The sequence below is a fragment of the Pseudomonas sp. PLB05 genome (assembly GCF_021106615.1).
GTDB lineage: Bacteria > Pseudomonadota > Gammaproteobacteria > Pseudomonadales > Pseudomonadaceae > Chryseomonas > Chryseomonas benzopyrenica.
Genome location: NZ_JAJOHO010000001.1, coordinates 292,860 through 316,894, shown reverse-complemented (window position 1 = coordinate 316,894; position 24,035 = coordinate 292,860). Strand labels below are relative to the sequence as shown.

At 66.3% G+C, this 24,035-nt stretch carries 21 protein-coding genes and 1 pseudogene; 13 read left to right on the top strand and 9 right to left on the bottom strand.

The genetic code is table 11. The features are described 5' to 3' along the window. Nucleotides 1–18 precede the first annotated feature (18 nt). A complete protein-coding gene (locus tag LRS53_RS01470) occupies nucleotides 19–1,380 on the bottom strand; it encodes a cation:proton antiporter (RefSeq protein WP_231354696.1) in 1,362 nt (453 codons plus the stop codon). A 181-nt stretch (nucleotides 1,381–1,561) separates the two neighbouring features. On the opposite strand from LRS53_RS01470, the gene LRS53_RS01465 reads away from it, so the two are divergent. Continuing rightward, entirely contained in the window at nucleotides 1,562–3,955 is a 2,394-nt protein-coding gene (locus tag LRS53_RS01465) for a DEAD/DEAH box helicase (RefSeq protein ID WP_231354695.1), read from the top strand. 193 nt (nucleotides 3,956–4,148) lie between these two features. Here LRS53_RS01465 and LRS53_RS01460 read toward each other — a convergent pair whose 3' ends face one another. Together LRS53_RS01460 and LRS53_RS01455 are read right to left on the bottom strand one after the other, a co-directional pair. Then, nucleotides 4,149–4,616: a DUF4442 domain-containing protein gene (locus LRS53_RS01460; RefSeq protein WP_231354694.1), complete on the bottom strand. Its 468-nt coding sequence runs from the start codon at nucleotides 4,614–4,616 to the stop codon at nucleotides 4,149–4,151. A gap of 157 nt (nucleotides 4,617–4,773) precedes the next feature. Further along, entirely contained in the window at nucleotides 4,774–5,964 is a 1,191-nt protein-coding gene (locus LRS53_RS01455) for a sugar transporter (protein ID WP_064307474.1), read from the bottom strand. A 417-nt stretch (nucleotides 5,965–6,381) separates the two neighbouring features. Between LRS53_RS01455 and copM the strand changes: the two genes are divergently transcribed. Together copM and LRS53_RS01445 are read left to right on the top strand one after the other, a co-directional pair. Continuing rightward, the gene (copM, locus tag LRS53_RS01450; protein ID WP_017641945.1) at nucleotides 6,382–6,717 is read left to right on the top strand and encodes a CopM family metallochaperone; all 336 of its coding nucleotides are present in this window, start codon (nucleotides 6,382–6,384) and stop codon (nucleotides 6,715–6,717) included. 61 nt (nucleotides 6,718–6,778) lie between these two features. Next, nucleotides 6,779–7,159: a VOC family protein gene (locus LRS53_RS01445; protein ID WP_184288599.1), complete on the top strand. Its 381-nt coding sequence runs from the start codon at nucleotides 6,779–6,781 to the stop codon at nucleotides 7,157–7,159. Here LRS53_RS01445 and LRS53_RS01440 read toward each other — a convergent pair. Beyond that, entirely contained in the window at nucleotides 7,156–8,004 is an 849-nt protein-coding gene (locus LRS53_RS01440; protein ID WP_231354693.1) for a CAP domain-containing protein, read from the bottom strand. The two genes, LRS53_RS01445 and LRS53_RS01440, sit on opposite strands and share 4 nt — an antisense overlap. A gap of 153 nt (nucleotides 8,005–8,157) precedes the next feature. Here LRS53_RS01440 and LRS53_RS01435 point away from each other — a divergent pair, with 153 nt between their 5' ends. The 6 genes and pseudogenes from LRS53_RS01435 (at nucleotide 8,158) to LRS53_RS01415 (ending at nucleotide 13,780) form a co-directional block, all read left to right on the top strand. Beyond that, nucleotides 8,158–8,439: a peptidylprolyl isomerase gene (locus LRS53_RS01435; protein WP_231354692.1), complete on the top strand. Its 282-nt coding sequence runs from the start codon at nucleotides 8,158–8,160 to the stop codon at nucleotides 8,437–8,439. Nucleotides 8,440–8,532: 93 nt separating this feature from the next. Continuing rightward, the gene (locus LRS53_RS01430) at nucleotides 8,533–8,955 is read left to right on the top strand and encodes a GFA family protein (RefSeq protein WP_231354691.1); all 423 of its coding nucleotides are present in this window, start codon (nucleotides 8,533–8,535) and stop codon (nucleotides 8,953–8,955) included. Nucleotides 8,956–9,199: 244 nt separating this feature from the next. Next, a pseudogene (locus tag LRS53_RS23745) lies at nucleotides 9,200–10,309 on the top strand (FIST signal transduction protein); the annotation flags it as partial. A gap of 3 nt (nucleotides 10,310–10,312) precedes the next feature. After that, nucleotides 10,313–11,233 (top strand): methyl-accepting chemotaxis protein, encoded by a 921-nt coding sequence (locus tag LRS53_RS23740; protein WP_437181175.1) that lies wholly within the window; start codon nucleotides 10,313–10,315, stop codon nucleotides 11,231–11,233. A gap of 595 nt (nucleotides 11,234–11,828) precedes the next feature. Further along, nucleotides 11,829–13,424, top strand: coding sequence for an isocitrate lyase (locus tag LRS53_RS01420; protein WP_231354689.1), 1,596 nt, complete (start codon nucleotides 11,829–11,831; stop codon nucleotides 13,422–13,424). 26 nt (nucleotides 13,425–13,450) lie between these two features. Beyond that, the gene (locus LRS53_RS01415) at nucleotides 13,451–13,780 is read left to right on the top strand and encodes a hypothetical protein (RefSeq protein ID WP_231354688.1); all 330 of its coding nucleotides are present in this window, start codon (nucleotides 13,451–13,453) and stop codon (nucleotides 13,778–13,780) included. Between the two features lie 61 nt (nucleotides 13,781–13,841). Here LRS53_RS01415 and prpD read toward each other — a convergent pair whose 3' ends face one another. The 4 genes from prpD to LRS53_RS01395 form a co-directional block, all read right to left on the bottom strand. Further along, the gene (gene prpD / locus LRS53_RS01410; RefSeq protein ID WP_231354687.1) at nucleotides 13,842–15,326 is read right to left on the bottom strand and encodes a 2-methylcitrate dehydratase; all 1,485 of its coding nucleotides are present in this window, start codon (nucleotides 15,324–15,326) and stop codon (nucleotides 13,842–13,844) included. Nucleotides 15,327–15,439: 113 nt separating this feature from the next. Then, the gene (gene prpC / locus LRS53_RS01405) at nucleotides 15,440–16,567 is read right to left on the bottom strand and encodes a bifunctional 2-methylcitrate synthase/citrate synthase (protein ID WP_231354686.1); all 1,128 of its coding nucleotides are present in this window, start codon (nucleotides 16,565–16,567) and stop codon (nucleotides 15,440–15,442) included. 55 nt (nucleotides 16,568–16,622) lie between these two features. Beyond that, nucleotides 16,623–17,510, bottom strand: a complete 888-nt coding sequence (prpB, locus tag LRS53_RS01400; protein WP_064307466.1) for a methylisocitrate lyase — start codon at nucleotides 17,508–17,510, stop codon at nucleotides 16,623–16,625. Nucleotides 17,511–17,514: 4 nt separating this feature from the next. After that, on the bottom strand, nucleotides 17,515–18,216 hold the full coding sequence (locus LRS53_RS01395; RefSeq protein WP_068383852.1) for a GntR family transcriptional regulator: 702 nt from the start codon (nucleotides 18,214–18,216) through the stop codon (nucleotides 17,515–17,517). A gap of 154 nt (nucleotides 18,217–18,370) precedes the next feature. On the opposite strand from LRS53_RS01395, the gene pabB reads away from it, so the two are divergent. From pabB to LRS53_RS01380, 3 genes are read left to right on the top strand one after another with little or no spacing between them, the layout of a single operon-like run. After that, nucleotides 18,371–19,714 (top strand): aminodeoxychorismate synthase component I, encoded by a 1,344-nt coding sequence (gene pabB, locus LRS53_RS01390; RefSeq protein WP_231354685.1) that lies wholly within the window; start codon nucleotides 18,371–18,373, stop codon nucleotides 19,712–19,714. A gap of 48 nt (nucleotides 19,715–19,762) precedes the next feature. Then, entirely contained in the window at nucleotides 19,763–20,383 is a 621-nt protein-coding gene (locus tag LRS53_RS01385; protein ID WP_093254618.1) for a phosphoadenosine phosphosulfate reductase domain-containing protein, read from the top strand. Between the two features lie 59 nt (nucleotides 20,384–20,442). After that, the gene (locus tag LRS53_RS01380; protein WP_231354684.1) at nucleotides 20,443–21,723 is read left to right on the top strand and encodes an MFS transporter; all 1,281 of its coding nucleotides are present in this window, start codon (nucleotides 20,443–20,445) and stop codon (nucleotides 21,721–21,723) included. Here LRS53_RS01380 and LRS53_RS01375 read toward each other — a convergent pair. Beyond that, on the bottom strand, nucleotides 21,696–23,006 hold the full coding sequence (locus tag LRS53_RS01375; protein WP_231354683.1) for an MFS transporter: 1,311 nt from the start codon (nucleotides 23,004–23,006) through the stop codon (nucleotides 21,696–21,698). The genes LRS53_RS01380 and LRS53_RS01375 overlap by 28 nt on opposite strands. A gap of 268 nt (nucleotides 23,007–23,274) precedes the next feature. Here LRS53_RS01375 and LRS53_RS01370 point away from each other — a divergent pair, with 268 nt between their 5' ends. Further along, nucleotides 23,275–24,027 carry a FadR/GntR family transcriptional regulator gene (locus LRS53_RS01370; RefSeq protein WP_017641930.1) on the top strand — a complete coding sequence of 251 codons (753 nt, stop codon included), beginning with the start codon at nucleotides 23,275–23,277 and terminating at the stop codon, nucleotides 24,025–24,027. Nucleotides 24,028–24,035 lie beyond the last annotated feature (8 nt).

The window sequence follows — 24,035 nt, the reverse complement described above, 5'->3', positions numbered from 1 at the left end:
TATGGGTCGCAAACGGGCTCAGGGTCTCGCCGAGCCCTCGCGACGGGCAGTGAGGCGCTCGTAGCGGTCGAGCAGCGGCTGGATGGAAATCCCATGTACCGCAATGCTCAGGGCCACCACCGACAGGGTCAGGTCGACGATGGTCCCGGCCCAGTCGGCCGTGACGTTATGCGTGAGCGCGTAGCACAGATAATACAGGCTACCGATACCGCGGATGCCGAACCAGCCGATCAGCGCCCCCTGCTGGCGATCGATGCGGGTGAAGGGCAGCATGGTCGCCACCCCCAGCGGGCGGATGATCACGAACAGCATGGCGCCCAGGAGCAGCGCGCGGCTGTCCCAGTGGGTGATGAGCACCACGCCGAGCAGGGTCACCAGGAGCACCTCGAAGGAGCGCTCCACCAGGCTGCCAAAGGCGAGCATGTCGCCCATCATCACGCCGGCCGCCATCTTGGGCTCTTCGAGATCGTCCGCCTTGGCCACCGTGGCGTGCTCCGGCGCGCCGGTGAGATGCCCGATCACCGGCTGCGCCAGGTGCTCGGAAGGCGTCTCCGCATTCCCCGAGGTCTGTACCTCGGCCTGGCGCAGGCCCAGCCCAGCGGCGAACACTGCGAGAAAACCGTAGCCGCCGATCTCGTCGGCCAGCACATAGGACAGGGCGATCAGCGCCAGGGCGAGGAAGTCGTTGGGCGAAATGGTGCTGTCACCGTGCCGGGTACGCAGGTAGATCATCAACCGGCCCACGCCCTTGCCCATGGTGTAGCCCAGCAACAGGCCCGCCGGTACCGCCCAGAGCACGCTTTTCATGAACCACTCCAGGGTCCAGCCCCACTGGGGCTCGCCATGTTGCAACAGCAGCAGACCGAGCAGCACGAAGGGAAAGGCCGTGCCGTCGTTGAGGCCGGCCTCACCGGAAAGACCGAAGCGCACCCGGTCGAAATCCTGGGCATGGTTGACCTGCACCAGCCCGGCCAGCACCGGATCGGTGGGCGCGAGGATGGCACCGATCAGCAGGGCCACGCCCCAGGGCAGGCCGAGCAGATAGTGAGCGACCAGGCAGACCCCGGCGATGCTGAGAATCATCACCGGCCCGGCCAGTAGATAGGCGCCGTGCCAGGAGGAACGATGGAAGGACAGCCGCAGCTTGAGGCCGCTGACGAACAGCGAAAAGAGCACCGCCACCTCGGTCAGGTGGCCGATCCAGGTCGCCGACTGCTGGAAGTGGACCTCGGCCAGTCCCAGGCCGATGGGACTGATGAGCATGCCAAAGGCCAGACAGACCACCGAGGTAGTGACCGGTAGCCAGCGCAAATAGGCGGAGGTCAGGGCGAGGATCATCAACAACGATCCCAATACCCCGACCCAGACGAGAAAAGTCATGTGGGTGCCGTGATCCAGAACAGGAGAGGAAGAGTAGGTGACGGACGCCACCCTCCTGATGGAGACTGCACCAAGGCCTTGGCGGTGCCCCCTATCTGCCGAATGGCGCACCACGCGGTGACCCCGTGGCTCCGGCCAGGGTCCCATGTCCTAATAGTCCCCCTGGAAAGCCTCTTCTCGCATGAGCGATCACCGCCTCCGCAAGCAACGCCGCCTCGAACGCCTGCAACGCTTCCTCGACTGGGCCGGCCGCACCCATCCCGACTTCGTCGCCAGGCAACAGCATCAGGAACTCTGGTTCAAACCCTACTCGGGCTATCCCCTGCCGCACCTGGGCCGTATCGCCAAGGCCTTCTGGCTGGGTCTCGACGAGGCCGCGGCGGTGGCCGCCGGCAGTGCGCCCGATCCCGACCGTCTGCTGGGCCAGGCGCTGCTCAGTGCCAGCAAGACCTTTGCCCATCCGGTGGACGTCTTCGGCAGCGAAAAGCTCTTTACCGGCGGCGCGGCGAGCGAGCTGCTCGAACCCCACTGGGCACTGAACCTGGCCGACAGTGACTCCGCCGACACCTTTGCCGCGGCGGTCGGCCAGCGCCTGGGCGATGCCGTGCGCGAGCGCCTCGGCGTCCTGGCCGCGCCCTTCGCCGAGATGGCCGAGGAGGATCGTCAGCGCGTGCTGGAGCGGGTACCCCAGGCGCTGATCCGCCTGGACGACTTCCTGCCGCGCGCGGTGGAGGTGCTCAACGAGACACGCCACGAATTGAGATTCAACGTGGTGCTGACCCACGAGGACATCCGCCTGGAGATCCCCCGACGGCTGTCGGCCAACCAGGGGCGTCTGCTTGGCGACGCCGATGTGGCCGCGCTCAAGGCCGCCGCGGAGGGGGAATTGCGCGAGCGTTTCGCCGTGTTGATGGGCGAAGCCGACATCCTGGACTTCGATCTGCACCAGCTCGGCACACCGCGCCTGCAGGAGCTGATGCGCCTGGAGAGCGACAAGCTGCGTCGCGCCCTGCGCCACGCCGTGGCCCAGCAGCGCGAGAAGATGGCCTTCGCCGTGCTGCTGGAAAACAATCCGCGCTTCGGCCAGTACCACCAGAACTATCCGGCCCGGCGCCTGACCCGCACCTGGACCGCGCTGCTCGGCCCCACCAACAGCGGCAAGACCCACAGGTCCATCGAAGCCATGGCGGCGGTGACCCACGCCATCTACCTGTCACCGTTGCGGCTGATGGCGCTGGAGAACCAGGAGCGCCTGGAATCCCTCGGCGTGCCCTGCTCCCTGGTCACCGGCGAGGAAGAGATCATCCGCCCGGGCGCCACCCACTTCTGCTGCACCGTCGAGGAATTTGCCCGCTTCCGCCGCCAGCAATGGGAAGTGGTGGTGGTCGACGAGGTGCAGATGCTCGCCGATCCGCAACGTGGCTGGGCCTGGGTCGACGCCCTGGTCAGCGCCCACACCAAGCGCCTGCTGATGACCGGTCCGGCGCTGATCGAACCCTCGCTGCGCACCCTCTGCGAGCTGTGCGAGGACCGCCTGGAGATCAAGCCAACCAAGCGCCTGTCGCCGGTCACGGTGGCGCGCCACGCCACCACCCTGGAACGCCTGGAACCCGGGTCGCTGCTGGTGGCCTTCAGCCGGCGGCTGGTGCTGGAACTCAAGGGCCTGCTGGAGATGGCCGGCCGCCGGGTCTCGGTGGTCTATGGCGCCCTCTCGCCGGAGGTACGGCGGGAGCAGGCGCGGCGCTTCCGTGACGGCGAGACCGAGATCATGGTGGCTACCGATGCGGTGGGCATGGGCCTCAACCTGCCGGCCCATACCCTGTGCTTCTACACCGACGAGAAGTTCGACGGGGTGCAGAATCGCCCGCTACGGGTGCAGGAGGTCAAGCAGATCGGCGGCCGCGCCGGGCGCTTCGGCCATCATGCCGAAGGCGAGATCACCGCGCTAGAACCCCATGTGCTGCGCAACATCAAGCGGCTGTTCCACAGCCCGGACGATCCGGTAGACCTGCACCAATTCCAGGTGCGGCCGAGCCTGGAGCACCTGCGCGCCCTGTCCGACTTCATGGAAGAGCCCAGCCTGCTGCGCACCTGGCTGACCTTCAACCGCAACATCAACTATGGCGATGCCTTCGTCTCGGTGCTGCCCGAGGAACTGGCCGAGTGGATCAAGCTGATCGACCTGCCCGGCATCGATTTCCAGCTGCGCTGGATCTTCGCCTGCACGCCGATCCGCGGCGGCCTGGAAGGCCCGGCCAGCGGCCAGGCCCAGCGCTGGCTGCGCATGGTGGCCCGGGGCGAGCCGGTGGACCTGCCGCGCATCCCCCTGGGAACCGATCTTGCCGGCCTGGAAAGCGCTCTGCACGTGGTGGAAACCTATCTGCACCTGGCGCGCAGCCTGCCCGAACTGTTTCCCGCCCTGGAACGCGGCCAGGAGCATCGCGACCTGCTCAACGACGCCATCACCCGCGAGCTGTCCCGTCGCCGTCGGCCGCGGGGCCAGGAGAAGGGTCAGGGCAAGGGCGGCCGGCGCCAGGGGCGTGGGGAGCGCCGGGGTGGGCGCTTCGGGCGTTAGTTTCGTAGGTTGGCGCTGAGCGCAGCGAAGCCCAACGTGGACACCCCTACCCGCGATCACCTCTCCCCCTTTCCCGCCGGGAGAGGGGGCGGTTGGCCGCGGAGGGCGGATAACGGCGCGGCCTTCCACCGTCTTGCGTTGGGCTTGTCAGTAGAAAACGCTACGCGATTTTCACGCTACCGGCCGGCCGCTCTTACCGAGACGTCGCCACCGGCAGCCGCGCCTTGAAGCTCCAGGTGAAGAAGAATTCCGCCACCTGCTCGCCACTCTCGTCGGTGCCGATGCTGCGCAGTTGTAGCACCTGGGGCTCGCCCGTCTCCCGGGCCTGCCGCAGCGCCGCAGCGATGGCCTCGCCCTGGTCGCAGCGAAAGACGAGGGTGCCCACGGCCTTCTTGGTGAAGCGGGCGCTCATGGCCACCACCAGCATGGCGTAGCGACTGCCGGAACGGCGGATGTGCCGGTCGGCGAGGATGCCGGTGGAGAACTCCGCCGCCATGCCCTCCACCGCCCAGAACATGCTCTTGAAGGGATTCTGGTTCAGCCAGCCATGGGTGACCTGAATCTGGCAGCCGGCATCGTCCAGCTGGCGCAGGCGCAGGCCGGCGATCTTGGCGATGGGCACCTTTGTCCAGACGAAGAGATTGAACAGCAGTCGATTCATGGCGAGCGCATCCGGCAGCCTGGCCAAGGCGCCAGGAGCCCGCAGCTTAGCGCTTCGTCCCGGGCCGCTCCACGACTGGCGGGCGCGGCCCGGTAGACAGTTCGCGACCCCTGGGTCGCGTAGCCGGGGCGTCTCGTCGAGGAGGCGCCCGCAAGCCTTACAGCGGATTGGCGTTGAGTTGCTCGGCGTAGCGGCGGGTCATGAACACCGCGAACAGCAGGCCGGCCACCGCCAGGCTACCGCCGACCAGGCCGACGTAGGGCATGCCGACATGGGTCCCCACCACGCTGCCCAGCAGGGCGCCGCCGCCGATGCCGACGTTGTAGATGCCGGAGAACAGCGCCATGGCGACGTCCGTGGCGTCCTTGGCCAGGGCCAGCACCTTGGCTTGCAGCGCCAGGCCGAAACTCATGATGGCGATGCCCCAGACCACGCTCAGGCCCTCCAGCATGAAGCTCTTCCAGGCGAAGGGCAGCAGCAACAGCAGCGACAGGGCGATGCCGGCGATGGCCGCGACCAGAAAGCCATTGGGAAATCTCAGGCTGTAGCGGCTGAACAGCAGCGAACCTATGACCCCGGAACCGCCGAACAGCAGCAGCAAGGCGGTGATCTGCATGCCGCCCATGCCCGCCACTTCCACGGCGAAGGGCTCGATATAGCTGTAGCCGGTGAAATGGGCGGTCACCACCAGGGTGGTGAGCAGGTAGATGCACAGCAGCGCGGGGCGCTTGAACAGTACCGGCAGGCTGGCCAGGGAACCGGAATTCTCGCTGGGCAGCAGCGGCAGGTTCCGCGCCAGCCAGAGCACCGTGCCCACCGCCAGCGCCGCGATGGCGACGAAGGTGTAGCGCCAGCCCAGCAATTCGCCCAGCACCCGGCCCAACGGGATGCCCAGCACCATGGCCAGGCAGGTACCGGTAGCCAGGAGGCCGAGCGCCTGGGTCTGCTTGCCGGCCGGGGCGATGCGCACCGCCAGCGAGGCGGTGATCGACCAGAACACCGCATGGGAGAAGGCGATGCCGATGCGACTGGCCACCAGCACCTCGAAGCTCCAGGCCACCCCGGAGAGGCCGTGGCAGGCGACGAACACCGCGAAGACGAACATCAGTAGCCGCCGCCGCTCGATGGAGCGCGTGGCGAGCATCATCGGCAGCGACATCAGGGCGACCACCCAGGCGTAGATGGTCAGCATCAGCCCGACCTGCGAGGGACGCATGTCGAAGCTGCGACCGATGTCGCTGAGCAGCGCCACCGGCACGAATTCCGTGGTGTTGAAGATGAAGGCGGCCAGGGCCAGGGCGATGACACCGGACCAGCTGGGCTTCCGGGCTTCGGCGGTAGCATCCATGGGGGGTCTTCTACTCCAGAGCGAAGGGGTGGATAGCGACTTCCGGTCAGAAAGCCGACGACGAAAACCCACGAGCAAAGGCTTGGCCCGCCTGCGACGCCAGGTCGCGAGCGAGAAGTCTGCTGTAGGTAGGGATTGGAATTGGATGTAGTAAAAATTCTACGCTGCTGCGTCGGACCATCACAACCTCTCGCAGTTGCGCCCAGTGATGGCGATCGCCTGGTCGAAGCGGCCAACTGCCTGATCGGCGTGGCTTTTTCGCCCAGGGTTCAGCGCGCCGACCGCCTGACGCTGCGACAAAACATCGCGAAACCTTTTACCCGGCGCCGGCTCCCAGCGAAACGCGCCGGATGATTTGACCTTACCCCAGGGGCAAGCTCTAGCCTCGTCGTCATCAGCCCAGTCAGGAGTCCGAACATGCGTATCGTCCTTTCCTCCACCCTGCTCGCCCTCACCCTGCTGGCGGGCGGCGTCGCCCAGGCCGCCGAAACCCAGCACCAGAACCACCAGGACATGCAGAAGAGCATGGAGGCCATGCACCAGGGCATGGAAGAAGGCCTCAAGGCCAAGGATCCGGATCTGGCTTTCGCCAAGGGCATGCTGGCCCACCACGAGGGCGCCGTCGACATGGCCCGCTACCAGCTCCAGCACGGCAAGGACCCGGAGATGCGCACGCTGGCCGAGGACATCATCCAGGCCCAGCAGAAGGAGATCGATCAGCTCAATCGCTGGATCAAGGCCCACGCCAAGTGATGGTGCGCCGCGCCCGGGACTGGCACAGTGAAAGGCCAGTCCGGTCGCGGAGACCGCCATGCTGATCGATCATCTGGATCATCTGGTCCTGACCACCACGGACCTCGCCGCCTGCGAGGATTTCTACACCCGGGTGCTGGGCATGCGCCTGGAGGTATTCGGTGCGGGGCGCAAGGCGCTGCGCTATGGCAATCAGAAGATCAACCTGCACGAGCGGGGGCACGAATTCGAACCCAAGGCCCACTTGCCGGTGCCGGGCGCCCTCGACCTCTGCTTTATCGCCCGTGAGCCGCTGGACCTGGTGATCGCCCATCTCCAGCGCGAAGGCTGGCCGATCCTGGAAGGCCCAGTGGCACGCACCGGCGCCACCGGACCGATCCGCTCGGTCTATGTCCGCGATCCCGATCTCAACCTCATCGAGATCGCCGAGTACCCGACCTAGCGCGGCCGGCCGAACACCTGGGTCCAGTAGAGACTGTGGGTGCTGCGCGGATTCAGGGCGTAGGCCGCCCCCATCTCGGTGAACTCCGGACTCATCAGGTTGGCGCAATGCCCCGGGCTGGCCAACCAGCCCTGCATGGCCTGGGTGACCGAACCGGCCCCGGCGGCGATGTTCTCACCGATCCGAGTCCAGCCGTAGCCCTGCTTGGCCACCCGCTCGGCCACGGTGCCGCCGCCGGGCGCCGTGTGAGAGAAGTAGTCGCGGCCGGCCATGTCCTGGCTGTGGGCCAGGGCGGCACTGGCCAGGGCCGGATTCCAGCGCAGCGGCGTGGTGGCGGCGAAGCGCCGGGTGCCGCAGGTGCGGGCCTGGGCACGGGCGCGATTGACCTCGGCCAGGACGGCCTTGCCGGCCGTCTGCCAGTCACCCAGTCCCGCGCTCACCACCGGGCGCGCCAGCACCAGCTGCCAGCGCGGTCCCTGCTGACTCACTCCGATCTGGGCATAGTCGTTGCTGGCCAGCGGCCGGCAATACTGCTGGCGCAGCCCGGCCATGGCCGCCTGGGCGGTGGGTGCGCCCGCCAGCATGATCACCTGCACCGCCGACGCCTGGTAGCCTGCGGCGCGCAGATCGCTCTGCAGGCGATCCCGGCCGGTCAGCCGGACGGCGGCCAGGCGACTGTCGGCGGCAAGGGGCGCGGCGGCGCGCACGCCGGGGCAGCCCTGGGGTGCGGCGCGATAGGCGTTGATCAGACTGACCAGCCGTGCCTCCTCGGGCGTCGCCGCCAGGGCGACATCGGCCAGCAGGCCTGTGGTCAGCAGCAGGGAAAAGGCAAGAAGACGAGGCATGCGCAGGCCGATCCGGAAAACAGGGAAGCGCTATTTACCCGCCCTGCATCAGGGGCGCAACCCAAACGGCTCGCCAGCCGAGGAACGGATGGCAGTTTGCTTGCAGGGGTGATTGGAGTAGGCTCGCCCGCTCATTCAACAGGAGTCTCTCCCATGGCCAAAGCCTCTGCCCGCCACATCCTGGTTTCCAGCGAAGACAAGTGCAACGAACTCAAAGCCGCCATCGAAGGGGGCGCGGACTTCGCCCGGGTGGCCAAGGACAACTCCAGCTGCCCCTCCAGCCGTCAGGGCGGCGACCTGGGCACCTTCCGCCCGGGCCAGATGGTCAAGGAATTCGACACCGTGGTGTTCAGCGCCCCGCTGCACCAGGTCCAGGGTCCGGTAAAGACCCAGTTTGGCTATCACCTGGTGGAAGTCACCAGCCGCGAGGATTGATCGCGCCGGTGCTCCCGCTCGCGGCGGGGGCACCTCCCTTCCCTGCGCCCAACCGGCTATCCTGCAGATTTCCTGCCTCCCGAGGATAGCGCCATGTCCCTTCCCCTCGAACGTCACGGCCAATGCCTGTGCGGCGCCGTCCAGCTGGATTGCCGTCTCGACAACGCCCACGTATCCGCCTGCCATTGCCGGACCTGTCGTCGCTGGAGCGGTGGCCCGCTACTGGCGGTGGAATGCACCCAGCCTCCCGTGATCGGCGGTAGCGACGCCCTGATGGTGCATGCCTCGTCCGACTGGGCGGAGCGTGGCTTCTGTGGCCACTGTGGCACCCATCTGTTCTATCGCCTCAAGGCCGAGCCGCACTACGCCATTCCGGTAGGCCTGCTCGAGGGCGAGGACTGGGTGCTGGACAGCGAGATCTTCATCGAGGAACAGCCAGCCTGGTACTGCTTCGGGCACTCGCGTCGTCGGCTGACCGGCGCCGAGGCCTTCGCCGAGCACGGCGAACAGGATTAGTCCAGCCGCGCTCCGTTCTCCGCGTCCGTCATGACCGCCGATCGCCTGGGTCAGACTGTCCTCAAGGCGGCCGCCGCGATCCTTATCGCGCCAAGGCTCGTGCCAGAGCCTCGGCCTCCTTTCGCCCCTTGATGCAGTTGCCCGCTTGCCTGCGGCCTGGGCGCACACCCCTATCAAGCCGCCGCCAACGGCGCCGATGCCTGGGTGAGCTCCCTTTCCCAGCCTGCCCACAAGAGGAACAATCATGGGGTTTCTGCAACGCTTCGGCGCGCGCGCCCGCCTGGGCGGTAGTGGCGTGTTCAGCCTGACCTGCTCCGCCCGCGAACTAGGCGACCGCCTTGGCGGCGTCGCCCTCCAGCCCACCTTCATCACCGGCTTCGTCTCGCCGCACCTGGACCTGGACGTCATCGCCCGGCAACTGGTGGCCCGCTTTCCCGAAGCCTCCATCAGCCTGTGTACCACCTCCGGCGAACTCTGCGGCAGCGAACAGCGCCTGTACTGCGCCGCCGATGGCGCCTGGGACCGGCTGGTGCTGCAATTCTTCGACGCCTCGGTGATCGCCTCGGCCGAGGTCGTGCACGTGCCGCTCGACAGCGAGGACATCCGCCGTGGCGGACCGCGGCGCAGCATGAAGGAACGCCTGGCCCGCCTGACCGAGTCGCTCAAGCGCCTGCAGGTGCGCACGCCCATCGATCACCGCGATACCCTGGCCTTCGTGCTGTTCGATGGCCTGTCCGCCTCGGAATCCTTTTTCATGGAGGCGCTGTACGAATCCGGTCGCTTCCCCTGCCTGTTCGTCGGCGGCTCCGCCGGCGGCAAGGGCGATTTTCGCCAGACGCTGCTGCACGATGGCCGCAAGGCCTATGAAAACCATGCCCAGCTGGTTTTTCTGAAGATGGCCAAGAACACCCGCTTCGGGGTGTTCAAGAGCCAGAATTTCAGCGCCACGCCGCTCAGCCTCAATGTCCTCACCGCCTCCCTGGAAGAACGCTACATCAGCCAGGTGGTCGACAGTCGCGGCCAGATCAAGAGTATGGTGGCCGCCCTCTGCGAGGCCCTGAGTTGCCGCGCGGACCAGCTGGAACAGCGCCTGGCGGACTACTCCTTCGCCATCCGCGTCGGCGAGGAGCTGTTCGTTCGCTCCATCGCCCGCATCGACTACGAGCGCGAGCGTATCCACCTGTTCTGCGACGTGGCGCCCGGTGAGGAGCTGGTGATGGTCAAGCGCACCTCCCTGGTGGACACCACCCGCCAGGACTTCGCCCGCTTCCTGCAGGGCAAGAGCGGCACCCCGCTGGTGGGGGTGCTCAACGACTGCATCCTGCGCCGCGCCAACAACGGCGCCGAGCTGCCGCGCATGGGCGAGGTGTTCGGCCAGACGCCGGTGGTGGGCTTTTCCACCTTTGGCGAGATCCTCGGCCTGAACCTCAACCAGACCCTCACCGCGGTGTTCTTTTTCCGCACCCCCGAAGGTGCGCCCTTCCGCGACGACTACGTCGATAACTTCGCCGCCCACTACGGCGAATTCAAGGCCTTCTTCCTACGGCGACAGATCAAGAAGCTCGCTGGCCTGAGCCAGGTGGTGGTCAATCAGATCGATGAATTCAAGCGGCAGAACTTCACCGGCATCGTGGATGCCCAGGGCCTCGACGACTCCATCCAGGCGGTGTTCGGCGGCCTCGCCGATCTGGGCCAGGTCCTGCGCCAGGCGCACCAGAGTCGCCAGGAGATCGGTGAGCAGCTGCGGCACTACTCCGGCGAACTGCACAGCAGCATGGACGACCTGGCCGGCAACATCCTGCAGCAGGGCGAAGTCACCCGCCAGGCCGACGGCACCGTGCAGAACCTCACCGACCAGGCCGAGGAGGTGGTGCGCAGCGCCAACGAGCTGAGCCAGTCGAGCCTGCGCATCCAGTCCATCGTCCAGGTGATCCAGCAGATCGCCGGCCAGACCAACCTGCTGGCGCTCAACGCGGCCATCGAGGCGGCGCGCGCCGGCGAAAGCGGCCGCGGCTTCGCGGTGGTGGCCGACGAGGTACGCAACCTCGCGGCCATCACCCACAAGAACGCCGCCGAGATCGGGGCCGACATCGACCAGCTGTCCCGCGCCATCAGCGAGGTCGGTGCCCATATCGCCGGCCAGGCCAAGGACGTGGGGTCGCTGCAGGAGCTGCTCGCCGCCCTGCGCGAGTCCGGTCGCCTCACCGCCCAGACCTCCCACCGCACCAAGGACATCGCCGACACCCTGACCGGCCTCACTGCTGCCACGTCGTCCTAGGCCGCAAGGGACTTACCGTTCGTCGGCACTGACCGGCAAGTCCCACCGCCCTCCTCGCCTCTGCCCCCCACCGGGGGCAGAGACCAGAGCTCCGCGGAGCACCTCCCGAGTGACCGCAGGGTCACGGCCAGTGCCGTGGCTTGCGGCCTTGTTTTGCCGAAACCTGCGACCCATGAGTCAGCAATAGACGCCCCAAACCCGCTCCCGGCCGCTTCTACGACTTTTGTAGTGACTATACGAAAGCACTACAAAACACGGTTGACGAGGCACTGATCTCCTGCAAATCTCTAGTTGCACCGGACGCGAACCCCCTATCCATGCGGGTCGCGCCTGGGCTCCGGGTGACCCTCGGGCCGTCTTGCGTAGTGATGCTCAAGAGGCACTACAAGAGAAGACGACTGAAATGCCGCGCTGCTCGAGGCAGCGTCGCCAGAGGTGACGTCCGGATCCATGCAGGTACGTACGGCGACATGACTCGACAGCTGGGCTGACCTTTCGCCTTCGCGACCGGCATCCGGGTGGCAACCGCCACCCCGCTGCCGGACGTTGGGAAAAGACTGGTACCCAAGCCAACCTCATCGAGAAGGATCGACTCATGTCCGCTTACGAGAACGACGTTCAGGCCATCGCCGCCCTCAAGACCACTGCCGGCAATCACTGGAGCGCCATCAACCCGGAATACGCCGCGCGGATGCGTCTGCAGAATCGCTTCAAGACCGGTCTCGACATCGCCCGCCACTGCGCGGCCATCATGCGCCGGGACATGGCCGCCTACGACGCCGACAGCAGCGCCTACACCCAGTCGCTGGGCTGCTGGCACGGCTTCATCGGGCAGCAGAAGCTGATCGCCATCAAGAAACACCTGGGCAGCACGAAAGGTCGTTACCTCTACCTCTCCGGCTGGATGATCGCCGCGCTGCGCTCGGAATTCGGCCCGTTGCCCGATCAGTCCATGCACGAGAAGACCAGCGTGCCGGCGCTGATCGAAGAGCTCTACACCTTCCTGCGCCAGGCCGACGCCCGCGAGCTGGCCATGCTGTTCCGCGAGCTGGATGCCGCCCGCGCCGCCGACGAGAACGCCAAGGCCGCCGCCATCCAGGCCAAGATCGACAACTACGAGACCCACGTGGTGCCGATCATCGCCGACATCGACGCCGGTTTCGGCAACGCCGAGGCCACCTACCTGCTGGCCAAGAAGATGATCGAAGCCGGAGCCTGCTGCATCCAGCTGGAAAACCAGGTTTCCGACGAGAAACAGTGCGGCCATCAGGACGGCAAGGTCACGGTGCCCCACGAGGACTTCCTGGCCAAGATCAACGCGGTGCGCTACGCCTTCCTCGAACTGGGCGTGGACGAGGGCGTCATCGTCGCCCGCACCGACTCCCTGGGCGCCGGCCTGACCAAGCAGATCGCCGTGAGCAAGCAGCCGGGCGACCTGGGCGACCAGTACAACAGCTTCCTCGACTGCGACGAGGTGGACGCCAGCCAACTGGGCAACGGCGACGTCCTCATCAGCCGCGACGGCAAGCTGCTCAAGCCCAAGCGCCTGGCCAGCGGCCTGTTCCAGTTCCGTGCCGGCAGCGGCGTGGACCGGGTGGTGCTGGACTGCATCACCTCGCTGCAGAACGGTGCCGACCTGCTGTGGATCGAGACCGAGAAGCCCCACGTCGGCCAGATCAAGGCCATGGTCGATCGCATCCGCGAGGTAGTGCCCAACGCCAAGCTGGTCTACAACAACAGCCCGTCGTTCAACTGGACGCTGAGCTTCCGCCAGCAGGTGTTCGACGCGCTGCAGGACGAGGGCAAGGACGTGTCCGCCTACGACCGCGCCAAGCTGATGAGCGTGGACTACGACGACACCGAGCTGGGTCGCCTGGCCGATGCCCGCATCCAGAGCTTCCAGCGCGACGCCGCGCGGGAAGCGGGCATCTTCCACCACCTGATCACCCTGCCCACCTACCACACCGCGGCCCTGTCCACCGACAACCTGGCCAAGGGCTACTTCGCCGAGGAGGGCATGCTGGCCTACGTCAAGGGCGTGCAGCGCCAGGAGATCCGCCAGGGCATCGCCTGCGTCAAGCACCAGAACATGGCCGGCTCGGACATGGGCGACGATCACAAGGAATACTTTGCCGGCGAGGCTGCCCTCAAGGCGGCGGGCAAGGACAACACCATGAACCAGTTCCATTGATCACGGCCACTGCGGAGGACACGCTCATGAACCTGAACGACAACCCCAGCCTGGACGATCTCAAGCAACTCTTCGCCGGGCTCAAGGACAAGAACCACAACCATATCCTCTGGGTCTGCGAGAGCGGCGCGGTGCATGTCGACCGCCTGCCCGGCGGCGAGACGCCCGAGCAGTTCGAGCAGCGCCATCCCAGCCTGCGCATCCGCTTCAAGACCTACAACAGAGGCGGCGGCTACGTCGGCAAATCGGCGGCAGCGGACGAGCACTTCATCAGGAGCGTCCACGCTGCCCTGCAAGAGCACTGGCGCCTGGCCGGTCGGCAGCAACGGCCGGCCTATGTAGATCGCTACTGCTAGCCATGAAAAAGGGCGCGCCGGGTGATTGACCACCCGCCGCGCCCTGCCCCACCTCTTCTCTTTATAGAACGAACAGATCGACGAAGCGATGCACCGGAGTGGCTTCCAGTCCCGCCTGGTCCTTGCACAGCTCGAAGATCTGGGCGCAGCGACCCGCCGGGAAGCGCGTCGCCAGGTTGTTCTGGAATTTGCGCTCCAGCAGCGGAATGCCTTCTTCGCGGCGACGGCGATGGCCTACCGGGTACTCGATGGCGATCTTCTCGGTGCTGCTGCCATCGGTGAAGAACACCTGCAGGGCGTTGGCGATGGAACGCTTGTCGGCTTCCAGGTATTCACGGCTGTAGCGCTCGTCCTCGACGATCTCCATCTTCTCGCGCAACTGGTCGATCCGTGGATGGGCCTGGTGGAAGGCGTCCTCATAGTGTTCGGCGACCAGGTCGCCGAACAGCAGCGGTACGGCGATCATGTACTGCAGGCAGTGGTCACGGTCGGCGGCGTTGGCCATGGGGCCCTGCTTGGAGATGATGCGGATGGCCGATTCGTGGGTGGTCACCACGATCTTCTCGATCTGGTCCACCCGGTCGCAGACCTGGGGATGCAGGATCACCGCAGCCTCGGCGGCGGTCTGGGCATGGAATTCCGCCGGGAAGCTGATCTTGAACAGCACGTGCTCCATCACGTAGCTACCGAAGGCCTGGGGGAAGCTGAATTGGCGCTGGTCGGCGGGCTTGGTGGCCAGATCCTTGTTGGTGTGGCTGAACAGCACGTCGTAGAAGCCCCACTGGGGCGCGCTGAGTACGCCAGGGATGCCCATCTCGCCACGCAGGGCGATGTCGGCCAGGCGCACACCGCGGCTGGAGGCGTCGCCGGCGGCCCAGGACTTGCGGCTGCCGGCGTTGGGCGCATGGCGGTAGGTACGTAGCGCCTGACCATCGACGAAGGCATGGGACAGGGCTGACAGCAGTTGCTCCCGGTTGGCCCCCATCAGCTTGGCGCTGACCGCGGTGGACGCCAGCTTGACCAAGAAGACATGGTCCAGGCCGACGCGGTTGAAGGAGTTCTCCAGGGCGAACACCCCCTGGATCTCGTGGGCCATGATCATGGCCTCCAGCACCTGGCGCATGGTCAGGGGCGCTTCGCCCCGGGCTACGCGGCGCTGGGAGAGGTGGTCGGCCACCGCCAGGATGGCGCCGAGGTTGTCGGAAGGGTGGCCCCATTCGGCCGCCAGCCAGGTGTCGTTGTAGTCCAGCCAGCGAATGATGCAGCCGATATCCCAGGCCGCCTTGACCGGATCCAGGCGATAGCTGGTGCCCGGCACCCGCGCGCCCTGGGGCACCACGGTGCCCTCGACCTGGGGGCCGAGCAGCTTGGTGCACTCGGGGAAGCGTAGGGACAGCAGGCCACAGCCGAGGGTGTCCATCAGGCAGTTGCGGGCGGTGTCCAGGGCCTCGCGGGAGGTGACCTGGTAGGTCAGCACGTAGTTGGCCAGGTCCTGGATGACCTGGTCGTAGTCGGGCCGGTTGTTGAGATCGACGTTGGCGCTCATGGGGTTTTGATTCCTTACATCGTGGTCATGGCGGTCCGCCGATGCGGCCGCTCCTACAAGTTTGGTCATGGATCGCTCCCGTAGGAGCGGCCCATGGCCGCGATCAGAGATGTTCAGCGATTGGCGATGGGCGTGAAGGCCCGCTGCTCGACACCGATGTAGTCCGCGCTGGGGCGGATGATGCGGTTGTCGGCGCGCTGCTCGAAGACATGGGCACACCAGCCGGCCGTGCGCGAGCAGACGAAGATCGGGGTGAACAGCGGCGTCGGGATGCCGAGGAAGTGATAGGCCGAGGCGTGATAGAAGTCGGCGTTGGGAAACAACCCCTTTTCTTCCTTCATGGTGCGGTCGATGGCTTCCGAGACCGGGAACAGCACCCTGTCGCCCACCTCCGCCGCCAGTTGCCGGGCGTAGTCCTTGATCACCTCGTTGCGCGGATCGCTGTCGCGGTAGATGGCGTGACCGAAGCCCATCACCTTTTCCTTGCGTTCGAGCATCTGCTTGAGGCCGGTGACCGCCTCCTCGGGCGAGGCGAAGCGCTCGATCAGGGCCATGGCCGCCTCGTTGGCCCCACCGTGCAGCGGCCCGCGTAGGGAGCCGATGGCACCGGTGACGCAGGAATAGAGATCCGACAGCGTCGAGGCGCAGACCCGGGCGGTAAAGGTGGAAGCGTTGAATTCGTGCTCGGCATAGAGGATCAGCGAGACGTTCATTACCCGGGCATGCAGGTCGCTGGGTGCCTTGCCGTGCAACAGAGTGAGGAAGTGGCTGGCGATGTCCGGGGCGTCACTGCTGCAGTCGATACGGGTGCCGCGCTGGCTGAAGTGATGCCAGTAGAGCAGTATCGCCGGAAAGGCGCCGAGCAGGCGGTCGGCGACCTGTTGCTGGTCGGCGAAGCTGTGCTCCGGCTCCAGGGTACCCAGCAGCGAGGCACCGGTGCGCATCACATCCATGGGGTGAGCACTGGCGGGAATGCGCTCCAGGCCTTCCTTGAGCGGCTGCGGCAGATCGCGCAACGCCGCCAGGCGCTGGCGATAGGCGTCCAGTTGCGCCTGGGTGGGCAGCTCGCCATAGAGCAACAGGTGGGCGACTTCCTCGAAGTCGGCTCCTGCCGCCAGTTCACGGATGTCATAGCCCCGGTAGGTGAGGCCGGCGCCGGTCTTGCCGACGGTGCATAGCGCGGTGCGGCCGGCGACCTGGCCACGCAGGCCGGCGCCGCCGAGGGTTTTGCTGTCTGCCATCGTCTCGCTCCTCTTGGAGTTGTTGTGCGAAAAAGCGGGCGTTCAGGGTGGAGCGTCAGGATTTGCCTTGCTGGAACAGGCGATCCAACTGGTCCTCATATCGGTGATAGTCGATGCGGTCGTAGAGTTCGGCGCGGGTCTGCATGGTGTCGACCACCGCCTGCTGGCTGCCGTCGCGGCGGATCGCGGTGTAGACGTTTTCGGCGGCGCGATTGGCGGCACGGAAGGCCGACAGCGGATAGAGCACCAGGCTGACGTCGGCGCCGGCCAGCTCCTCGGTGGTGAACAGCGGCGTGGCGCCGAATTCGGTGATGTTGGCGAGGATCGGCACCCCCACCGCCTGGGCGAACTGGCGGTACATGGGCAACTCGGTGATGGCCTCGGGAAAGATCATGTCGGCGCCGGCCTCGACGCAGGCGCAGGCGCGATCAATGGCGGCCTGCAGGCCTTCCACGGCCAGGGCATCGGTGCGTGCCATGATGACGAAGTCCGGGTCGGTGCGGGCATCCACCGCCGCCTTGATGCGATCGACCATCTCCTGCTGGCTGACGATTTCCTTGCCGGGTCGATGACCGCAGCGCTTGGCGCCCACCTGATCCTCTATGTGCATGGCCGCCGCGCCGGCCTTGATCAGGGCGCGGGTAGTGCGGGCGACGTTGAAGGCCGAGGCACCAAAGCCGGTATCGACGTCCACCAGCAGCGGCAGGTCGCAGACATCGGTGATGCGACGCACGTCGATCAGCACATCTTCCAGGCCGCTGATGCCCAGGTCCGGCAACCCCAGGGAGCCGGCCGCGACCCCGCCGCCGGAGAGGTAGACGGCCTGGAAGCCGGCACGCTTGGCCAGCAGCGCATGATTGGCGTTGAGCGTGCCGACCACCTGCAGCGGGCGTTCGGCGGCGACGGCGGCGCGGAATTTCTGGCCGGGACTGACGGCAGGCATGGCGTTACCTCGACTGATCGGTGACTAGGGGATGGTGCTGCAGGTTGCGCTTGGAGGCGGCGATGTGGCGGCGCATCAGCAATTCGGCCAGTTCGCCATCGCCCTCGGCCAGGGCATCGAGGATGCGATGGTGCTCGGCGAACGCCTGGCGCGGCCGATTAGGGGTGGCGGAGACCTTGAGCCGGTACATGCGCACCAGGTGATAGAGCTCGCCGCAGAGCAGCCGCACCAGCATGCCGTTGCCGCTGGCCTGGATGATGCGGTAGTGGAAGTCGTGGTCGCCTTCCTGCAGGTAGTAACCGGTGCCGGCCTGGAACGCCGGATCGCGCTCGTGGGTATCCAGCAGCTGGCGCAGTTCGTCGATGCCCTGGGGCGTGAGGCGTTCGGCCGCCAGGCGGCAGGCCATGCCTTCGAGGGATTCGCGGATCTCGTAGAGCTCGACCAGCTCAGCCAGACTCAGGGCGGCGACCCGCGCGCCGGCATGGGGCACCCGCACCACCAGGCGCTGGCCTTCCAGCCGGTGGATGGCCTCGCGCAGCGGCCCGCGGCTGATGCCGTAGGTGCGCGCCAACTCGGGCTCGGAAATCTTGCTGCCCGGCGCCACGTCGCCGCGGACGATGGCCTCGCGGATCCGGCGGAAGACCTGCTCGGAGAGGGTCCCACTGTCGGTCTCGGGCGCTTCGACCTGGAGGGGGCTATCGATCATTGTCGACACCTTTTGTGTTTATGGGTCAGATAACTACGCCTGAACGCTATTACAGTCAATCTTTGTCGACAATTCAGCTGTGACAGCCTGTATCTCGCTCTCGCCCCAGGCGGTTCGCTACACTAGCGCGCCGCCCACCCCAGCCGACCTCGCCATGCCCCTCTGCCAGTTGCATCCCCTGCCCTACCATGCCGATCCCACGGTGCGTTTCGTCTTGCTGCAGAGCGAACCCGGCGCGGTGCTGCTGGACTCCGGGCGGCCGGTGGCCGAGCGCGGTCGCTACGACCTGATGGCAGCCTGGCCGCGCGAAGTGCTGCAACCCGACTCTGGCGAGTCGGGGCGCGCCTTTTTCGCCCGGACACGCACCGCCCTGGCCAGCCTGGGCCACGCGGGCCTGCCGGAGGGCGTGGACCTGCCCTTCGCCGGTGGTCTGCTGGGCTATCTCGGCTACGACTTCGGCCGCCGCCTGGAGCGCCTACCGGACGGCGCCCGGGCCGATCTGCAACTGCCCGATGCCCACCTGGGGCTCTACACCTGGGCGCTGATCTCCGATCACCAGGCACGGACCAGCCAACTGGTCTGCCATCCGGCGCTGGAGGCAGGGGAACGTGAGCGACTGATCGCCCTGTTCGAAGCAGCGAAAACGCCCGAGATCGAGGCCTTCAGCCTCACCGCTCCCTTCGCCGCCGACCTAGACCGCGATACCTATCGTCAGCGCATCGAGGCCATCCAGGCCTATATCGCCGCTGGCGACTGCTACCAGGTCAACTTCGCCCAGCGCTTTCGTGCGCCCTTCCAGGGTTCGCCCTGGCGCGCCTACCGGGCCCTGCGTGCGGCCTGCCCGACGCCCTTCTCCGGCTATCTGGCGCTGGAGCGCGGCGCCCTGCTCAGCCATTCGCCGGAGCGCTTCCTGCGGGTGAGTCGCAGTCAGGTGGAAACCCGCCCGATCAAGGGCACCCGGCCACGCCGTACCGATCCCACCGCCGATGCCGCCGAATCCCGCGCCCTGCTGGCCAGCCCCAAGGACCGCGCCGAGAATCTGATGATCGTCGACCTGCTGCGCAACGACCTGGGGCGCAGTTGCCGGATCGGCTCGGTACGGGTGCCCGAGCTGTTCGCCCTGGAGAGCTATCCCAACGTCCATCACCTGGTCAGCGCCGTCACCGGTGAACTGGCCGCTGGGCTGGACGCCCTCGACCTCTTGGCTGGCAGTTTCCCTGGTGGCTCCATCACCGGCGCGCCGAAGATCCGCGCCATGCAAATCATCGACGAGCTGGAGGAGACCCGCCGCGGCCCCTACTGCGGTTCGCTGCTCTATCTGGACGTGCGCGGCGAAAGCGACAGCTCCATCCTGATCCGCAGCCTGCTAGCCGAAGACGGGGTGCTCAGCTGCTGGGGCGGCGGCGGCATCGTCATGGACTCCCACTGGGCAGACGAATACGCCGAATCCCTGGCTAAGGTGCGGGTGCTGCTGGAGACGCTGGAAGCCCACAGCTGATCCGGCTTTGCTACCATGGCGTCATCTCTTCCCCGGCTGGAGCCCGCCATGTCCCTCGATCTCGCCCGCCTCAACGCCGACCTCGGCCGCGATCCCGAAAAGCTCGTCGCCTGGGCCCTGGGCCTGGGTAAGAGCGCCATCGTCACCACCAACTTCCGCCCCTTCGAGGCGGTGATCCTGCATATGGTCAGCCAGGTCAAGCCGGACATCCCGGTGGTCTGGATGGACAGCGGCTACAACACCCCCGCCACCTACCGTTGCGCCGACGAGATCGTGCGCAAGCTGAACCTCAACCTGGTGACCTACCTGCCCAAGCGCTCCCGCGCCCACCGCGAGGCCATCGACGGCCCGGTGCCAGGGCTGGACGATCCGCGCCACGCCGCCTTCACCGAAGAGGTCAAGCTGGAGCCCTTCGCCCGCGCCCTGCGCGAGACGGCGCCCGAGGTCTGGTTCACCGCCCTGCGCGCCACCGACACCGCGGTGCGTGCCCAGATGGATCCGGTCAGCGTCAACCCGGACGGCCTGATCAAGGTGGCGCCGCTGCTGCACTGGACCTCCAAGGACCTCTACCAGTACCTAACCGCCCACGACCTGCCCAACGAATTCGATTACTTCGACCCCACCAAGGGTGACGAAAACCGCGAGTGCGGCCTGCACCTCGCCCACTGAGTCAATGCCTCCCGCGTGCCCGCTCCCGGGCGCGCCCTGCTCCTGCTGAAACCTCGCCCATGACCGCTTCCCGCCCTATCCACTCCCGCAAGGGCGTCTTTGCCGTGGTGCTCGGCAACGCCGTGGAGTTCTTCGACTTCGGCGTCTACGCCACCTTCGCCGTGCTGATCGGCCAGGTGTTCTTTCCTTCTGACAATCCCTTCGCCAGCCTGATGGCCAGCGTCATCACCTTTGGCGTCGGCTTCGTCGTCCGGCCACTGGGCGCCATCCTCATCGGCGCCTGGGCCGACCGCGTCGGGCGCAAACCGGCGATGCTGCTGACCATGGTGCTCATGGCCCTGGGCACCGGTGGCATCGCCGTGCTGCCCGGCTACGAGCAGATCGGCATCGCCGCGCCCATCCTGCTGGTGCTGACGCGGCTGTTGCAGGGCCTGGCCTGGGGTGGCGAGGCCGGCCCGGCCACCACCTACATCCTGGAAGCGGCGCCGCTGCACAAGAGAGGCACCTACGCCTGCTGGCAGGTAGTGGCCCAGGGGCTGGCCGCCGTGGCAGCAGGGCTGATCGGCTACGGCCTGACCCTCTGGCTGACGCCGGAGCAACTGCTGGCCTGGGGCTGGCGCCTGCCCTTCCTGCTGGGCCTGGCGATCCTGCCCATCGGCCTCTATATCCGTCGCGGCCTGGTGGATACCCACGTCGGCGAAGCCCGGGGCACCGGCGCGGTGCTCGGCGAGGTACTGGCCACCCAGCGGCGACCGCTGCTGCTGGGCCTGCTGATCCTCTCCGGCAGCACCATCACCCAGTACTTCCTCAACTACATGACCACCTTCGCCCTGGTGGAACTGAAGCTGCCGGCCGGGATCGCCATGCTCGCCACCCTGGTGATGGGCGCGGCCATGGCGGTGTGCTCGATCCTGGGCGGCGTGCTCAGCGATCGCTATGGCCGGCGCATCGTGCTGATCCTGCCGCGATTACTGCTGCTGGTGCTGCTCTATCCGGCCCTGGAACTCATCACCCAGGCGCCTGGCTCCGGTACCTTCCTGCTGACCCTGGCGGTGCTCTCCGGCCTGCACGGCATGAGCGGCGCGGCGCTGATCGTGCTGCTCGTGGAAAGCTTTCCCCAGCGGGTGCGGGCCACCGGTTTCTCCCTGGTGTACGCGGTAGGCGTGGCGGCCTTCGGCGGTACGGCCCAGATCGTGGTGACCTGGTTGATCGGCGCCACGGGGGATCGCATGGCGCCAGCCGGCTACCTGCTGGTGGCCAATCTGGTCTGTCTCGGCGCCGCCTGGTTCGCCGCCGAGACCTGCCCGGGGCGTCAGCCGGCGGAACGCTCCGCGGCATAACCCTCTTCCCGACGGTTCTTGCGCTCCAGACGGGTATAGACGATGCCGGTCAGCAGCAGGCCGAATACCAGAACCGCGGCCAGCAGATAGAGCCCCGAAGCCAGGGTACCGGTCGCGGCCTTGAGCGCGCCAATGCCATAGGGGCCGAGATAGCCGCCAAGGTTGCCCACCGAATTGATCAGGGCGATACCGGCGGCGGCACTGGTCCCGGCGAAGAAGCGACCCGGCAGGGTCCAGAACAGCGCGGTGAGGGAAAACAGACAGAAGGCCACCACCGACAGCGCCGCCAGCTGCAACACGGCGGTACCGAACCAGGCACTGCCGGCCATGGCCAGAGCGCCCACGGCATAGAGCACCGCCAGGTGCCCATAGCGATCGCCCAGACGATCGGAACTACGCGGCACGATGAGCAGGCCGAGGATGCCGAAGGCATAGGGGATGGCGGAGATGAAGCCGGTGGTGAGATCGCTGCCACCGAACTGGTGGATCAGCGTCGGCAGCCACAATCCGAGACCGTAGATGCTTAGGGTCACCGGCAGGTAATACAGGGCCAGCAGCAGTACCCGACGATCCTTGAGCGCATGCAGCGGATTGCCATGGCGGGTCTGGTCGAAGAGGTGCAGGTCCTTTTCCAGCTCCGTGGCCAGCCAGCGCTTTTCTTCGGCGTCCAGCCAGGTGACCTGCTGCGGGCCGTCCGGCAGCCGGGTCAGGGTCGGCCAGGCCAGCAGCACCGCCGGGGCGCCGATGCAGAGGAACAGCCACTGCCAACCGTGCAGACCAAGGGCGCCATCCAGCTGCAACAGCATGCCCGACAGCGGTCCCGTCACCAGCATCGCGATGGGCTGGGAGAGGATGAACAGCCCCATGATCTTGCCGCGATGGCGCACCGGGAACCACTGGGTGAGGTAGTAGAGCACCCCGGGAAAGAAGCCGGCCTCGGCGACCCCGAGCAAGAAGCGCATGACATAGAAGCTGTTGGGCCCCTGCACGAAGGCCATGCCCATGGTGATGGCACCCCAGGTGATCAGGATGCGGGCGAACCAACGACGCGCACCGAAGCGTTCCAGCAGGAGGTTGCTGGGCACCTCGAAGAGGAAATAACCGATGAAGAACAGGCCGGCACCGAAGCCATAGGCGGCATCGCCGATGCCGACGTCGGCGCCCATGTGCAGCTTGGCGAAGCCCACGGCAGAGCGGTCGATGTAGGCGACCAGATAGAGCAATACGAGAAAGGGGATCAGCTTACGCGTGATCCGGCGGATGAGGACGGATTCGGGGTGCATGGCGTTCTCCGACTTGTTGTTGTTGTGCGGTTGAAGCGCAGATTGCTCAAAATTCTAACGTACTATCATTGAATCGTTAAATACCCAGATTAGGCCATTAATCGACTCTTAAGGTAATTTTGATAATACTAAAATATTGTTACGAAGTAGGAAATCTTACCTCTTGATTTCCGCTGATCCCCATTACAGAGCCGCTTGGCCCGCGATAACATCGGTTATCGCGCTGATGGTGTTATAGTGATGGCACGACGACTTCGGATGCCTTTCGATGAATTACAAGACACCGCTGCCGCGCAAAAGCAGACACGCTCGCATCGTCCACGAACTCGGTACTCAGATCGTGTCTGGCCAGTTTTTGCCAGAACAACGCCTGCCTCCCGAGTCGCAACTGTGCGAAGACTACGAGGTGAGCCGGCCCGTCCTGCGGGAAGCCACCAGAGTGCTGGTCGCCAAGGGCTTGGTCAGATCCAAGCCCAAGGTCGGAACCGTTGTGAAGCCACGCAACGAGTGGCATCTGCTCGACCCCGACGTCCTGCATTGGCTGTTGCAGAGTGATTCCCGGCACTCCTTTTTTGAAACCCTGGTCAAGGTGCGTAACATCATCGAGCCGGAGGTCGCTGCCATGGCGGCGGCCAATGCCCAGCCCGAAGACCTGACGGCGATAGAAGAAGCCTATGAGCGCATGGAGCAGGCCGAGGATCTGACCGCCATGGCCGAGCCGGACATGGCCTTTCATCTGTCCATCGCCAATGCCACGCACAACGAGTTGCTCATTCACCTCTACAGCATCATGCTGATCCCGGTACGGGATTACCTGGAACGCTCTGCGGCGCTGTTCAAGGATGAAAGCCTCGGTCTGCTGGTACCGCGACACAAGGCCATCCTGACCGCCATTCAGCATCGCGATCCGATCTGCGCCCGCCATGCCGCCATCGCGCAGCTGGCCGGGGTCGATGACCTGGTCACCGAGACCTTCCGGACGGATCCCTTGTCTGCCAAGGAAGTTTCGTATGATCATTAAGGGCAATA